Source organism: Metabacillus schmidteae, assembly GCF_903166545.1.
Taxonomy (GTDB): Bacteria; Bacillota; Bacilli; order Bacillales; family Bacillaceae; genus Metabacillus; species Metabacillus schmidteae.
The window spans coordinates 864,665-879,077 of record NZ_CAESCH010000001.1; the positions used below are offsets into that span (position 1 = coordinate 864,665).

Below are 14,413 nucleotides of genomic sequence, written 5' to 3' on the forward strand. Positions count from 1 at the left end.
TTGTACTAGTTTTATAATAGTAAGAATAGAAACTCACTCAAATTGAAGAGGGTTTTTAAAGAATGATGTAGAAACAATATTAAAGCCCATATAATGGAGGATGATGATGATGGAAGATATTCTCCGTCCAATTTATCAAGAACGCGCAAGCCACCCAAATACATTAGCAATCGTAATGATTGAAAAAAGAAACCAAACATCACCTTTAACAGATAATCTTGATGTAGCTCTTCTAGTTATTGTGAATGAACTAGATCAGCCTTTATATGTAAAGCATTACGAGTTTGAAGATAAAAAAGCTTCATTAACCGTTATGTCAAAGCATGATGTAAACAAGTCCATCCTTTTAGGGACAAATCGAAGAATGGTTGATTGGATTCTAAATGGAAAGGTCCTCTTTGACCGTAATGAATACATAGCTGAATTAGTTGATAGACTAAGAACCTTTCCGTTTTCGGAAAGAAAAATGAAAATGGGGATTGAATTTGCAAAGCTCATTCGGCGTTATTTGGAAGGTAAAGTATTTTTTGAATCAAATCAATTATTAGATACATACAACCATATTGTTCATGCCTTGCATCACTTAGCCAGATTAGAAGTCATTGATAGGGGCTTTTATCCTGAAGTAACAGTTTGGAATCAGGTTAAACAAATTGAGCCGCAGATTTATAAGTTATATAAAGAACTAATCGAAGGAGAAGAATCTCTTGAAAAAAGACTAGAGCTTCTTTTCTTAGCAAGCGATTTTCTCATCCATTCAAAAACAGAAATTGGGGCAAGTCATATTTTATCTCTTATGGCAGAAAGAGACTCATGGTACTTCCATGAATTGTATCAGCATCCCGAACTGCAACATTACTCTGTGGATTTAAGTGTTTTATTGGAATTCTTAGTGGAGAAAAAGTATGTATCTATAGAAAGACAACAAACAAAAGGTAAAGGAGTTTTTCATAGAGTATATTTTGTTGATAAAAAGTGTTGACTTAGTTTTTTGTAGATGTTATATTATTATTCGTCGCTGTTACTTATGTACTCAGCGGCGATGATTTTGTCTCCAACTAGATCAAAAAAAGTTTTTAAAAAACTGTTGACGATCACTGATGGAAATGATATATTAAGAAAGTCGCTTATGACAAACGACGAAAAATGATCTTTGAAAACTAAACAAAACCAAGCGTGCCAACGTTAATTTCGATTAACAAAAAACGTACTATATAGTACAAAATTTTATGAGCTACATCAAACACTTTATTGGAGAGTTTGATCCTGGCTCAGGACGAACGCTGGCGGCGTGCCTAATACATGCAAGTCGAGCGAATCTGAGGGAGCTTGCTCCCAACGATTAGCGGCGGACGGGTGAGTAACACGTGGGTAACCTGCCTGTAAGATTGGGATAACTCCGGGAAACCGGAGCTAATACCGGATAACATTTCGAACCGCATGGTTCGAAATTGAAAGACGGCTTCGGCTGTCACTTACAGATGGACCCGCGGCGCATTAGCTAGTTGGTGAGGTAACGGCTCACCAAGGCGACGATGCGTAGCCGACCTGAGAGGGTGATCGGCCACACTGGGACTGAGACACGGCCCAGACTCCTACGGGAGGCAGCAGTAGGGAATCTTCCGCAATGGACGAAAGTCTGACGGAGCAACGCCGCGTGAACGATGAAGGCCTTCGGGTCGTAAAGTTCTGTTGTTAGGGAAGAACAAGTACCAGAGTAACTGCTGGTACCTTGACGGTACCTAACCAGAAAGCCACGGCTAACTACGTGCCAGCAGCCGCGGTAATACGTAGGTGGCAAGCGTTGTCCGGAATTATTGGGCGTAAAGCGCGCGCAGGCGGTTTCTTAAGTCTGATGTGAAAGCCCACGGCTCAACCGTGGAGGGTCATTGGAAACTGGGGAACTTGAGTGCAGAAGAGGAGAGTGGAATTCCACGTGTAGCGGTGAAATGCGTAGAGATGTGGAGGAACACCAGTGGCGAAGGCGACTCTCTGGTCTGTAACTGACGCTGAGGCGCGAAAGCGTGGGGAGCGAACAGGATTAGATACCCTGGTAGTCCACGCCGTAAACGATGAGTGCTAAGTGTTAGAGGGTTTCCGCCCTTTAGTGCTGCAGCAAACGCATTAAGCACTCCGCCTGGGGAGTACGGTCGCAAGACTGAAACTCAAAGGAATTGACGGGGGCCCGCACAAGCGGTGGAGCATGTGGTTTAATTCGAAGCAACGCGAAGAACCTTACCAGGTCTTGACATCCTTCGCTACTTCTAGAGATAGAAGGTTCCCCTTCGGGGGACGAAGTGACAGGTGGTGCATGGTTGTCGTCAGCTCGTGTCGTGAGATGTTGGGTTAAGTCCCGCAACGAGCGCAACCCTTGATCTTAGTTGCCAGCATTCAGTTGGGCACTCTAAGGTGACTGCCGGTGACAAACCGGAGGAAGGTGGGGATGACGTCAAATCATCATGCCCCTTATGACCTGGGCTACACACGTGCTACAATGGATGGTACAAAGGGCTGCAAGACTGCGAAGTCAAGCCAATCCCATAAAACCATTCTCAGTTCGGATTGCAGGCTGCAACTCGCCTGCATGAAGCCGGAATCGCTAGTAATCGCGGATCAGCATGCCGCGGTGAATACGTTCCCGGGCCTTGTACACACCGCCCGTCACACCACGAGAGTTTGTAACACCCGAAGTCGGTGGGGTAACCGTAAGGAGCCAGCCGCCTAAGGTGGGACAGATGATTGGGGTGAAGTCGTAACAAGGTAGCCGTATCGGAAGGTGCGGCTGGATCACCTCCTTTCTAAGGATATGAGGTACGCTTGGTATTTTGTTTAGTTTTGAGAGATCATTGGATCTTTCAATATAAGTAATAAAACACATAGGATATAAATATCCTGTGCTTTATGTTCCTTGAAAACTAGATAACGATAACAATTCAAGTAATTCACTGAGTTTAAACGCTTAGTTTAGTGATTCTCTTATTAATGAAGTAAATGACATCTTCGATGTCGAAGGTTAAGTTAGTAAGGGCGCACGGTGGATGCCTTGGCACTAGGAGCCGATGAAGGACGGTACTAACACCGATATGCTTCGGGGAGCTGTAAGTAAGCTTTGATCCGGAGATTTCCGAATGGGGGAACCCACTGCTCGTAATGGAGTAGTATTTTTACCTGAATACATAGGGTAATAAAGGCAGACCCGGGGAACTGAAACATCTAAGTACCCGGAGGAAGAGAAAGCAAACGCGATTTCCTGAGTAGCGGCGAGCGAAACGGAATTAGCCCAAACCAAGAGGCTTGCCTCTTGGGGTTGTAGGACACTCTATACGGAGTTACAAAGGAACGGAGTAAATGAAGAGGTCTGGAAAGGCCCGTCAAAGAAGGTAACAACCCTGTAGTTGAAACTTCGTTCCCTCCAGAGTGGATCCTGAGTACGGCGGGACACGTGAAATCCCGTCGGAAGCAGGGAGGACCATCTCCCAAGGCTAAATACTCCCTAGTGACCGATAGTGAACCAGTACCGTGAGGGAAAGGTGAAAAGCACCCCGGAAGGGGAGTGAAAGAGATCCTGAAACCGTGTGCCTACAAGTAGTCAAAGCCCGTTAATGGGTAATGGCGTGCCTTTTGTAGAATGAACCGGCGAGTTACGATCCCGTGCAAGGTTAAGTTGATAAGACGGAGCCGCAGCGAAAGCGAGTCTGAATAGGGCGAAAGAGTACGTGGTCGTAGACCCGAAACCAGGTGATCTACCCATGTCCAGGGTGAAGTTCAGGTAACACTGAATGGAGGCCCGAACCCACGCACGTTGAAAAGTGCGGGGATGAGGTGTGGGTAGCGGAGAAATTCCAATCGAACTTGGAGATAGCTGGTTCTCTCCGAAATAGCTTTAGGGCTAGCCTTGAAATGAGAGTCTTGGAGGTAGAGCACTGATTGGACTAGGGGCCCCCATCGGGTTACCGAATTCAGTCAAACTCCGAATGCCAAAGACTTATGTTCAGGAGTCAGACTGCGAGTGATAAGATCCGTAGTCAAGAGGGAAACAGCCCAGACCACCAGCTAAGGTCCCAAAGTATACGTTAAGTGGAAAAGGATGTGGAGTTGCTTAGACAACCAGGATGTTGGCTTAGAAGCAGCCACCATTTAAAGAGTGCGTAATAGCTCACTGGTCGAGTGACTCTGCGCCGAAAATGTACCGGGGCTAAACGTATCACCGAAGCTGTGGATTGTTCTTACGAACAATGGTAGGAGAGCGTTCTAAGGGCTGTGAAGCGAGACCGGAAGGACTCGTGGAGCGCTTAGAAGTGAGAATGCCGGTATGAGTAGCGAAAGAGGGGTGAGAATCCCCTCCACCGAATGCCTAAGGTTTCCTGAGGAAGGCTCGTCCGCTCAGGGTTAGTCGGGACCTAAGCCGAGGCCGAAAGGCGTAGGCGATGGCCAACAGGTTGAAATTCCTGTACCACCTCCTCACCATTTGAGCAATGGGGGGACGCAGAAGGATAGGGTAAGCGCGCTGTTGGATTAGCGCGTCCAAGCAGTTAGGCTGACAACGAGGCAAATCCCGTTGTCACATAAGCTGAGCTGTGATGGCGAGGGAACTATAGTACCGAAGTTCCTGATTCCACACTGCCAAGAAAAGCCTCTAGCGAGGTGAGAGGTGCCCGTACCGCAAACCGACACAGGTAGGCGAGGAGAGAATCCTAAGGTGAGCGAGAGAACTCTCGTTAAGGAACTCGGCAAAATGACCCCGTAACTTCGGGAGAAGGGGTGCTTTTTAGGGTGAATAGCCCGGAAAAGCCGCAGTGAATAGGCCCAGGCGACTGTTTAGCAAAAACACAGGTCTCTGCGAAGCCGCAAGGCGAAGTATAGGGGCTGACGCCTGCCCGGTGCTGGAAGGTTAAGGGGAGAGGTTAGCGCAAGCGAAGCTTTGAACCGAAGCCCCAGTAAACGGCGGCCGTAACTATAACGGTCCTAAGGTAGCGAAATTCCTTGTCGGGTAAGTTCCGACCCGCACGAAAGGCGTAACGATCTGGGCACTGTCTCAACGAGAGACTCGGTGAAATTATAGTACCTGTGAAGATGCAGGTTACCCGCGACAGGACGGAAAGACCCCGTGGAGCTTTACTGTAGCCTGATATTGAATTTTGGTACAGCTTGTACAGGATAGGTAGGAGCCTGAGAAGCCGGAGCGCTAGCTTCGGTGGAGGCGTCGGTGGGATACTACCCTGGCTGTATTGAAATTCTAACCCACAGCCCTGATCGGGCTGGGAGACAGTGTCAGGTGGGCAGTTTGACTGGGGCGGTGGCCTCCTCAAATGTAACGGAGGCGGCCAAAGGTTCCCTCAGAATGGTTGGAAATCATTCGTAGAGTGTAAAGGCACAAGGGAGCTTGACTGCGAGACCTACAAGTCGAGCAGGGACGAAAGTCGGGCTTAGTGATCCGGTGGTTCCGCATGGAAGGGCCATCGCTCAACGGATAAAAGCTACCCCGGGGATAACAGGCTTATCTCCCCCAAGAGTCCACATCGACGGGGAGGTTTGGCACCTCGATGTCGGCTCATCGCATCCTGGGGCTGTAGTCGGTCCCAAGGGTTGGGCTGTTCGCCCATTAAAGCGGTACGCGAGCTGGGTTCAGAACGTCGTGAGACAGTTCGGTCCCTATCCGTCGTGGGCGTAGGAAATTTGAGAGGAGCTGTCCTTAGTACGAGAGGACCGGGATGGACGCACCGCTGGTGTACCAGTTGTTTTGCCAAAGGCATAGCTGGGTAGCTATGTGCGGAAGGGATAAGTGCTGAAAGCATCTAAGCATGAAGCCCCCCTCAAGATGAGATTTCCCATCACACTAGTGAGTAAGATCCCTGAAAGATGATCAGGTTGATAGGTCAGAGGTGGAAGCGCGGTGACGTGTGGAGCTGACTGATACTAATCGATCGAGGACTTAACCTAATAAAAGCGTAAGCTTAGTGAATTGAATTGTGAATCGTTATCTAGTTTTGAAGGAATATAAAAGTAAAAAAACACTTGAAATATTCTTGTAATATAGTATAATAATTTTTGTCACAAATGTCTGGTAATGATGGCGAAGAGGTCACACCCGTTCCCATGCCGAACACGGAAGTTAAGCTCTTCAGCGCCGATGGTAGTTGGGGGTTTCCCCCTGTGAGAGTAGGACGTTGCCAGGCTGTGATTATTCCGCAGTAGCTCAGTGGTAGAGCTATCGGCTGTTAACCGATCGGTCGCAGGTTCGAATCCTGCCTGCGGAGCCATTTTGGAGAGCTGTCCGAGTGGCCGAAGGAGCACGATTGGAAATCGTGTATACGCTAACCGCGTATCAAGGGTTCAAATCCCTTGCTCTCCGCCACATTTACTTTTCATACATGGCCCATTGGTCAAGCGGTTAAGACACCGCCCTTTCACGGCGGTAACACGGGTTCGAATCCCGTATGGGTCACCATTTAAATCGGAGGATTAGCTCAGCTGGGAGAGCACCTGCCTTACAAGCAGGGGGTCGGCGGTTCGATCCCGTCATCCTCCACCATATATATTATCGCGGGGTGGAGCAGTCTGGTAGCTCGTCGGGCTCATAACCCGAAGGTCGCAGGTTCAAATCCTGTCCCCGCAACCAAATAATGGTCCGGTAGTTCAGTTGGTTAGAATGCCTGCCTGTCACGCAGGAGGTCGCGGGTTCGAGTCCCGTCCGGACCGCCATTATATATGTAATTCAAAATCAGTACTTACTCTAGCCAGAATATAGAGTAAGAGGGTTTCAATAAGCGAGAAGGTCGAAGAAGCGACTGAGCGAGCACCGGAGCGTTTGTTAATACGTGAGGATGTGAGCGATGGAGCTGATGAAGAGATTCGAAGCTTAGTGGAAGCCGTAAACTATTTTGGCTCGGTAGCTCAGTTGGTAGAGCAATGGACTGAAAATCCATGTGTCGGCGGTTCGATTCCGTCCCGAGCCACCTTTTATTTTGATAAGTAAATACGCCGGTGTAGCTCAATTGGTAGAGCAACTGACTTGTAATCAGTAGGTTGGGGGTTCAAGTCCTCTCGCCGGCACTCTCTAAATATGGAGGGGTAGCGAAGTGGCTAAACGCGGCGGACTGTAAATCCGCTCCTTAGGGTTCGGCAGTTCGAATCTGCCCCCCTCCACCATTTATTTTTAAAGTAAACCTACATTTAGGGGCATAGTTTAACGGTAGAATAGAGGTCTCCAAAACCTTTGGTGTGGGTTCGATTCCTACTGCCCCTGCCAATTTGAATATAGTGGCGGTTGTGGCGAAGTGGTTAACGCATCGGATTGTGGTTCCGACATTCGTGGGTTCGATTCCCATCAGCCGCCCCATTTATATAGCTAAGTAATTAGGATACATTAGATCAGTCGATCTTGAATTATAGATCAAAAAAAGCACTTGGTTGTCGGCGATATTTCGCGTTATTTCCTGTCAGAAATAACACAAAATATCCTCTTGCGATGAGATTTCATGAAGAAGACTCGAAGAAGCTTATTCATGAAGATTATTCAATGGGCTATAGCCAAGCGGTAAGGCATCGCACTTTGACTGCGACATGCGTTGGTTCGAATCCAGCTAGCCCAGCCATTTTCTTGACACATTTTTAGTTCTAGTGCATAGGCTAAATCATATAAATAAAGTAAGATCGCGGAAGTAGTTCAGTGGTAGAACACCACCTTGCCAAGGTGGGGGTCGCGGGTTCGAATCCCGTCTTCCGCTCCATTTAAAATGGCGGCATAGCCAAGTGGTAAGGCAGAGGTCTGCAAAACCTTTATCACCGGTTCAAATCCGGTTGCCGCCTCCATTTTAACACCCTTGCCGGGGTGGCGGAACTGGCAGACGCACAGGACTTAAAATCCTGCGGTAGGTGACTACCGTACCGGTTCGATTCCGGTCCTCGGCACCATAATGTACTTAATCCTTTGCCAGTGTGGCGGAATTGGCAGACGCGCACGACTCAAAATCGTGTTCCTTCGGGAGTGTCGGTTCGACCCCGACCACTGGTATCTGAAATACAGTAACGACAAGGGAAATCGCTGATATACAGCGGTTTTTTTTATTGGTCAAAAATCATAAAAAATCGGTGTCAGATTGGCATGGGCGAGTCACCCTAAAAATATTTCATTTAGGATGACTCGACTTCTCGGAAACATCTTATCCTTCGTTGAAAAGAAACGGAGGATTTTTTTATTATGTCAGAAAAGAAGACAGGAAAAACAAGAACAAGGATTCCGGATTTGTTACCCGAAGAAGACTCATTTGCAATTAAAACAAAGATGAAACAACATGGAAGAGTGTATTAAAAAGTTTTTTATTTTGGAAAAAAGCTCAAGGTATTAGTGAGACTACCTTAAAAGGGTATTCAAACCACATTAATCACTTTTTAAAAGATTCTAAAGAGTTTTGGGAAAATGTAGAAAAAACAAAGCAAGCTATTCTTACACATATGGCAGAAGACATTAAGCCGGCAATGTACAAACTTTCGTTTAGTATATTTAAGAGTTTTTTTCGATTGGTGTATTTCTGAAGGATTAGTATTTAAAAACCCATTAAAGGGTTATAAAAAATGAAAAGCACACCCAAGGATTGTTGAAATACCAACATATGGAGGTCTGAGAGATTATGCATTAATATTATTTACCTTGGATACTTGTGCAAGACCTAGTGATGCAACAAGGTTAAACAAATTGAGTTTTGATTTACCTCGTTTTTCTGTTACAATCCCTGAGGAAGTCTCGAAAACTCGAAAGGCTAGAACGTTACCTATACTACCTCATACATCTGAAGTTTTGAAAAAGTTGTTGCGAGTTCGACCTCATGATTGGGATGAGGACGTTCCTGTTTTTTGTAATAGTTGATGGTGAAACCTTAAATCGCAAGGAGTGGAGTACACGTATGGATGGCTATAGTAAGGAAATTTTTTTAAAAATAAGACCCTATGACCTTAGACATGCTTTTGCGATTATGTACTTACGAAATGGGGGAAATGCCTTTTCATTGCGGAAAGTGATGGGGCACGAAAATATGGACATGACTAAAAGATATCTGAATATTACTGGTCAGGATTTACGCGAAGTCCATCAACATGCTAGTCCTCTTAATAATCTAATTCCTAAGAAGAAAAGCCGGATAAGAAAATTCTAATACATCATGTAAGTTTGCAATGAATAATATCAAAATGGAGTGGAAGAAATTTTCTCACTCTTTTTTGTATGATTTCAAATAATAATAATTATGTGTCTAAATAAAACCTACTCATTAATAAACCGATATTTTTTCTCATGCTCTTACTATTTTTACTTAAATATGCATAGCTTGTACCAACGTTTTTGGACCCTCGTTATATTAAAATATCGGCTATCTCTTAACTCTCTAACATAGCTACGAATACTTATTTCACATTTTTCATTATAAACTATAATTGGATACTATATATTACCATAAGGCTTATCACTACAACTTTTGCAAACATAACATTTTAGAACTCTCCCCCTAGTGGTAGGGTAGGCACTATACTTATAAAAATCACTTTTATATATTTCTTTTTACAAGGCTATTTTCGTATAGATTGTTGCTTTTGCGTTAGAGACACATTTTTCAATATATACCATTAATTGTATAAGATTATAGATGGATGGGGTTATAAACAATACACTTTAAAATGGAGTATTAAAATAGTAGTAATAATACCTTTCCGCGAATTCTTGTTTTTTACATTTAATTATTTTTTGCAGTTTATTCAAAAAACAAAACTATATACCTATCATAAAATTACAATATATACCAATTGTTCTATATTAATCCAGAATTATATAACGTAGAATTTAAATGTACTAAAAACAAATCCAAGGAGGAAAAGATGAAAAAAACTTTGATTCTATTAATGTCTGTTTTTATGCTATTTAGCGGGGCTACTGGTGCATTCGCAGAGAGGACAACAATTAATAACGGTCCAAAATATGAGGTTTTAGAAGCTACAGATTCGTATGAAAAAGTAAAAATAACAAATGAAGATGGAACTGTTGAATACTTAGAAGGTGAATTAGTAAATGGAAATTATAAATATACGTCTACTGATTCTGACGGGAATGTATTGTATATAAACTCTGATGATGAAAATGTTATTGTTACTAATGCCGAAGAAGAGATTGTATTAGAATTATCAAAAGCTGAAGTGTTGAGTAATGATGAGCTTGGATATATTTCTACCGAGAAACACCCCTTCACAGGAAAACCTATCGAGGTTCATTATGGCTTATATGATAATGTCCCTAAAAATACATCTTGGGCAAACTATTATTCTTATAAGGGGAGTAAAGAAGTGCAAGGAATTAACACTTCTGCGATTGCGGGTATTTTTGCAAGTGTAGTCTCACTGTCTCCTGTTGCCGGTGTAATCGTGACAATTGCCTCTGCGGTTTATAGTTATCATTTACCTAAAGCTTGGTATAAAGTTACAGTGCAGACACGCTATATGAATGGAAAACTTTATAAAAGAAAGGTTATGAAGGTATATAAATACCATGACTACACAGGATATATTGGAATGGTATACGGAAATGCGGAGTTAGTGCGATAACAAAAAGACAAAAGGCTGCTATGCGGTCCTTTTGTTTTTTTTCGTACTTTTTTATCATATATTTCCAATAAGAAATCTTTATAATAAAAAGTAAGGAAAGGGGTTGTTTTTAATTGAATCATAAGTTTTTAGAGTGGTTAGGTTTTGCAATACTTATTGTATCGTTGTTAGGTAAGGCCATATTGTTACAATATAATAACGACGATTTCACTTTGAATATTATTTTAAATGTAACAATGGGACTAGGTGCTATTATTACTATTTTTACTTTCATTCACAGAAAATTTGGCAAGAAAGTTGAAGGAAACAAATAACTTTAATATCAAAACCAAGTATAACGTATACTTGGTTTTGAATTCTAGAATATTTTATAAAAATTACTTGTTTTCTAATCGAGAAGATAAAAATTTTTTGATAAGTATTAGAGAAGTTTTTATTAATGGATGTGGAAATCGTTTCCTGTTTTAAATATGTAATAGGTAGCGAATGCAAGTTAATTGTAGCTTTTTAAGTTTCTTCATCCATAAGCTCTTCATGGACATTTATTAAATATTCTGGGTTATCTTTTCCTTTAAGTTGATAACTTTTTGTCTTACTTGAATTTAGTATCCTGAAGGTTTAAATTATAGAATAGTATTGCTTATACTACTATCTATTTTCAATATTATTATCTTACAGATGTTTAATATATAATTGGTATGCGTGTATTAATTATATTAGTTTCAATTCCTCTTTTTATTTCTATTTAATTGTGCTTGTGTTTTTCCAAAAGCAACTTTATTTATTAATGGTTCGTGGTTCCCAATAGTCACTTCGTCTCCCCAAACCAATTTTACTGTATAGAAGGAATTGTTTAATATCTTTTTAATTGAAGCTGGTGTAAATTCTCTGCTTTTTCTAGTTTTAATTCCTTCTTGCTTCATCCATCGAAGTATCTTCCGTATACTGCCTAATTCTGCTTATTTCTTAAAAATATATTTTACAATCTTAGCTTCGGATTCTTCAATAATAATAATAATAGGCTTGTCCATTCCTTCATGCTGCCACCTATAACCAAGCGGAGCAACACCACATCCCTTTATTGTATCCTTTCTAACTTTTGTTCTTCTTCCATTTGCTAATTTTTTAGTAATACTCATGTGGTCGTATTGGTCCAAGAGCTCCATCATTCCATTAATTAAAAATTCATTCGGGTCTTTAGTATAAACACTGTAGCTTGGTTGTTCCAAACTCAAAATATTCGCCCCTGCTTTTATGAATTTTCTTTTAATGTACACTTTAGCCAGATCATTTCTCCACAGTCTGTTTGTATTGTAAATAATACAGATTTTATAATTTTCTAATTCTTTTTACATAGAATGCAGGTCTTCTCTATTTTTGAATAGGTCTTCATCATCCGTTTCATAGTCTTCTCTACCTGATTGACCGCCATCTTCAAAAATTCTTATCAGCTTCAATCTGTTCTATTTACAATAATCAATAATTTTCTTTTTTTGGTCCTCAATGCCCTGTCTTTTTTTCACCTGAGTCTCAGTAGACACTCGGACATATGCAATGACCTCATCCATAATAAACGCCCCTTTTTATTAAATTGTACTATCGTTTTCCACTTTTTGTTGTTAACTATTATCCATAAAAGTAAACAATAAATGGTTGTATTGCTTGATAATACTTTGTTTGTTGTAGGTCTAAGTCTTATTATTGTGTTGAAATCTGAATAAAGATTAAAATTGGGCTGTTATAATTTTATAAAGAGGGTTGTGAATAAATATTGCTTTTAATGAGGTCAAATTATAGTTATTATTTTTTATTGCGGGTGAGAAAAGCTATCAAGGAAGAAAAGTGAAAAAATATTAAGCATCTTTAGTAGTAGTTAGAAATTTTGCACAACAAATCTTTCATATCTCCTAATTTAAAATACAGTTGCCATAAAAAATGTAATGGTTATTGTGCATAAATTTTATTTTGCTCAAGTATCGACGTTGAAGTGACCGAATACTGTTGTGCATAAATTATTTCTTCTTTTTTATCATCTTCACTTTTAAAGCCTACAAACCCAACTCTTATTTTTCAAAGTAAAGAAGTATCATACATGCAAAATTAATATGATTTTCAAAACCTTAATAAAACTTTACCCTCCTTTAAGATTGCATTAACGGACAAATGCTACGATAAAAGTATTCGAAAGGGGGAACTGATTCATGTATTCATTGCACGTGAAGAAAGTGTTACTTCTTTTATTATTTGTATTATTTATTGTAGGGGGTTCTGTTTATGCTGCTACTTCGATCGATCATGATTCAACTGATTCACTACAAGTGCAGTTATTAGGTGTGAATGATTTACATGGTCACCTTGATACATATGATCAATTCAAGGGGAAAAAGGTTGGCGGAGCAGACTATTTGGCTGCTTATCTTAATAAATATCGCCAGGAAAATGAGCATACTCTTATTATTCATGCTGGTGATATGATTGGAGGCAGTCCACCAATCTCCTCGCTTCTTCAAGATGAACCAACTATGGAGTATTTAGATCTCTTACAGTTTGATGTAGGAACAATAGGGAACCATGAACTAGATGAGGGTATCGATGAAATGAAACGACTCCTATCTGGAGGTTCTCATCCAATTACTGGCTACTTCCCAGGATCAGAAACCCCCTATATATCTGCTAATATCATCGATAAAAAAACAAATAGGCATGTGTTTCCGCCATATTTGATTAAAGAAATTGACGGGATTAAAATAGGCTTTATTGGTGTGGTCACAACCAAAACAAATTTATATGTTCTCCCTGAAAATCTTGATTCAATAAAAATCACCGACGAAGTAAAAGCAATCAATAAAGCAGCTGATGATTTAAAAAAACAAGGAGTTAAGTCGATAGTTGTTCTTGGTCATATATCTTCCAAGTCAAATTCCGATGGCACCAATCCAGATGAGGATCTTGCTAAAATGGCTCCTGATATTGATGACGAAGTAGATATTCTTTTTGGTGCGCATAACCATCAGTACACAAATACGGTTGTAGACAATAAGCTTATTGTTCAAGCCTACTCATATGGAAAAGCGTTCTCCCATATCAACATAGGTATCGATAAAAATTCAAAAGACATTATTCATAAAAAAGCAAATATTATTCTTACTGATCACGAACGAATCAAACCAGACCCAGATGCAATTGAACTTATTCATAAATACAAAGAAAAAACAGATACCTACGTAAATCAAGTTGTTGGTACTTTACCTGATGCAGTCTCAAAAAGGAAAAACAAGGATGGATTTTCCCCTTTAGGTTACATGATCGCAGATTCATACAAAGCAAGCATGAATACAGACTTTGCTTTTGTCCACCAAGGGGGTCTGCGAGAAAGCCTTAACAAAGGGACAGTAAAAATGGAAGATCTCCTAACCGTATTACCTTTTGGACACAAACTCGTATCCACTTCCATCACTGGAGAACAAATAAAAAAAGTTCTTGAACAGCAATGGAGATTAAATGAAAAAGAAAACATATTGCAAGTCTCGGGTCTTTCTTATACGTATGTCAAACAGGCTCCCATTGGAAACAAAATAAAGTCATTGAAAGAAACAAACGGAGATATCATTGATCCTGATAAAACATACACCGTCGCTATAACTGACTACTTGTCCTTTGGTGGAGATGGATTTACATCGTTTGAAGAGGGAAAAGCAATAGGTGAAGGACCTTTAGATGTTGAAGCATTTGCTGAGTTAATAAAGGGGCAAAGAACTGCAAAATAGAATTTTATAAAAATGCGATCAAAAAGAAGAAACCTTGGCTATCATGGTTTCTTCGTCTT

At 41.1% G+C, this 14,413-nt stretch carries 7 protein-coding genes, 16 tRNA genes and 3 rRNA genes; 24 read left to right on the plus strand and 2 right to left on the minus strand.

What is annotated here, in order from left to right:
• Positions 1–109: 109 nt before the first annotated feature.
• From HWV59_RS04190 to HWV59_RS04300, 23 genes are all read left to right on the plus strand, one after another.
• Positions 110–982 carry a nucleotidyltransferase-like protein gene (locus HWV59_RS04190; RefSeq protein ID WP_175639975.1) on the plus strand — a complete coding sequence of 291 codons (873 nt, stop codon included), beginning with the start codon at positions 110–112 and terminating at the stop codon, positions 980–982.
• Between the two features lie 266 nt (positions 983–1,248).
• Positions 1,249–2,798, plus strand: a 16S ribosomal RNA gene (locus HWV59_RS04195).
• Positions 2,799–3,011: 213 nt separating this feature from the next.
• Positions 3,012–5,940, plus strand: a 23S ribosomal RNA gene (locus HWV59_RS04200).
• A gap of 120 nt (positions 5,941–6,060) precedes the next feature.
• Positions 6,061–6,176 (plus strand): 5S ribosomal RNA (rrf, locus tag HWV59_RS04205).
• Together the 16S, 23S and 5S rRNA genes with 16 tRNA genes alongside form the textbook arrangement of a ribosomal RNA operon.
• 9 nt (positions 6,177–6,185) lie before the next feature.
• A tRNA-Asn gene (locus tag HWV59_RS04210) sits at positions 6,186–6,260 on the plus strand.
• 4 nt (positions 6,261–6,264) lie between these two features.
• Positions 6,265–6,355: transfer RNA gene (locus tag HWV59_RS04215), tRNA-Ser, on the plus strand.
• Positions 6,356–6,373: 18 nt separating this feature from the next.
• Positions 6,374–6,448: transfer RNA gene (locus HWV59_RS04220), tRNA-Glu, on the plus strand.
• 8 nt (positions 6,449–6,456) lie between these two features.
• Positions 6,457–6,532, plus strand: a tRNA-Val gene (locus HWV59_RS04225).
• 10 nt (positions 6,533–6,542) lie between these two features.
• A tRNA-Met gene (locus HWV59_RS04230) sits at positions 6,543–6,619 on the plus strand.
• 6 nt (positions 6,620–6,625) lie between these two features.
• Positions 6,626–6,702, plus strand: a tRNA-Asp gene (locus tag HWV59_RS04235).
• Positions 6,703–6,883: 181 nt separating this feature from the next.
• A tRNA-Phe gene (locus HWV59_RS04240) sits at positions 6,884–6,956 on the plus strand.
• A gap of 24 nt (positions 6,957–6,980) precedes the next feature.
• Positions 6,981–7,053: transfer RNA gene (locus tag HWV59_RS04245), tRNA-Thr, on the plus strand.
• Between the two features lie 12 nt (positions 7,054–7,065).
• A tRNA-Tyr gene (locus tag HWV59_RS04250) sits at positions 7,066–7,149 on the plus strand.
• A gap of 26 nt (positions 7,150–7,175) precedes the next feature.
• Positions 7,176–7,249, plus strand: a tRNA-Trp gene (locus tag HWV59_RS04255).
• Between the two features lie 14 nt (positions 7,250–7,263).
• A tRNA-His gene (locus HWV59_RS04260) sits at positions 7,264–7,339 on the plus strand.
• Between the two features lie 181 nt (positions 7,340–7,520).
• Positions 7,521–7,595 (plus strand) — tRNA-Gln (locus HWV59_RS04265).
• Positions 7,596–7,655: 60 nt separating this feature from the next.
• Positions 7,656–7,730: transfer RNA gene (locus tag HWV59_RS04270), tRNA-Gly, on the plus strand.
• A gap of 8 nt (positions 7,731–7,738) precedes the next feature.
• Positions 7,739–7,812, plus strand: a tRNA-Cys gene (locus HWV59_RS04275).
• A gap of 13 nt (positions 7,813–7,825) precedes the next feature.
• A tRNA-Leu gene (locus HWV59_RS04280) sits at positions 7,826–7,914 on the plus strand.
• A gap of 18 nt (positions 7,915–7,932) precedes the next feature.
• Positions 7,933–8,014 (plus strand) — tRNA-Leu (locus HWV59_RS04285).
• A 636-nt stretch (positions 8,015–8,650) separates the two neighbouring features.
• Positions 8,651–8,866 (plus strand): hypothetical protein, encoded by a 216-nt coding sequence (locus HWV59_RS27490; RefSeq protein WP_407941534.1) that lies wholly within the window; start codon positions 8,651–8,653, stop codon positions 8,864–8,866.
• Positions 8,867–8,903: 37 nt separating this feature from the next.
• Positions 8,904–9,152, plus strand: a complete 249-nt coding sequence (locus tag HWV59_RS27230; RefSeq protein ID WP_268921745.1) for a tyrosine-type recombinase/integrase — start codon at positions 8,904–8,906, stop codon at positions 9,150–9,152.
• A gap of 715 nt (positions 9,153–9,867) precedes the next feature.
• Positions 9,868–10,587 (plus strand): hypothetical protein, encoded by a 720-nt coding sequence (locus HWV59_RS04300; RefSeq protein WP_102228787.1) that lies wholly within the window; start codon positions 9,868–9,870, stop codon positions 10,585–10,587.
• 722 nt (positions 10,588–11,309) lie between these two features.
• Here HWV59_RS04300 and HWV59_RS04305 read toward each other — a convergent pair.
• Together HWV59_RS04305 and HWV59_RS04310 are read right to left on the minus strand one after the other, a co-directional pair.
• Positions 11,310–11,531 (minus strand): recombinase family protein, encoded by a 222-nt coding sequence (locus tag HWV59_RS04305; protein ID WP_268921777.1) that lies wholly within the window; start codon positions 11,529–11,531, stop codon positions 11,310–11,312.
• Between the two features lie 15 nt (positions 11,532–11,546).
• On the minus strand, positions 11,547–11,822 hold the full coding sequence (locus tag HWV59_RS04310) for a hypothetical protein (protein WP_102228790.1): 276 nt from the start codon (positions 11,820–11,822) through the stop codon (positions 11,547–11,549).
• A gap of 966 nt (positions 11,823–12,788) precedes the next feature.
• Between HWV59_RS04310 and HWV59_RS04315 the strand changes: the two genes are divergently transcribed.
• Positions 12,789–14,354 (plus strand): bifunctional metallophosphatase/5'-nucleotidase, encoded by a 1,566-nt coding sequence (locus HWV59_RS04315; protein WP_102228791.1) that lies wholly within the window; start codon positions 12,789–12,791, stop codon positions 14,352–14,354.
• Positions 14,355–14,413 lie beyond the last annotated feature (59 nt).

Coding starts and splice junctions, on each gene's coding strand:
- HWV59_RS04190 (WP_175639975.1), top strand. CDS start 110: ATGGAAGATATTCTCCGTCCAATTTATCAAGAACGCGCAAGCCACCCA.
- HWV59_RS04300 (WP_102228787.1), top strand. CDS start 9,868: ATGAAAAAAACTTTGATTCTATTAATGTCTGTTTTTATGCTATTTAGC.
- HWV59_RS04315 (WP_102228791.1), top strand. CDS start 12,789: ATGTATTCATTGCACGTGAAGAAAGTGTTACTTCTTTTATTATTTGTA.
- HWV59_RS27230 (WP_268921745.1), top strand. CDS start 8,904: ATGGATGGCTATAGTAAGGAAATTTTTTTAAAAATAAGACCCTATGAC.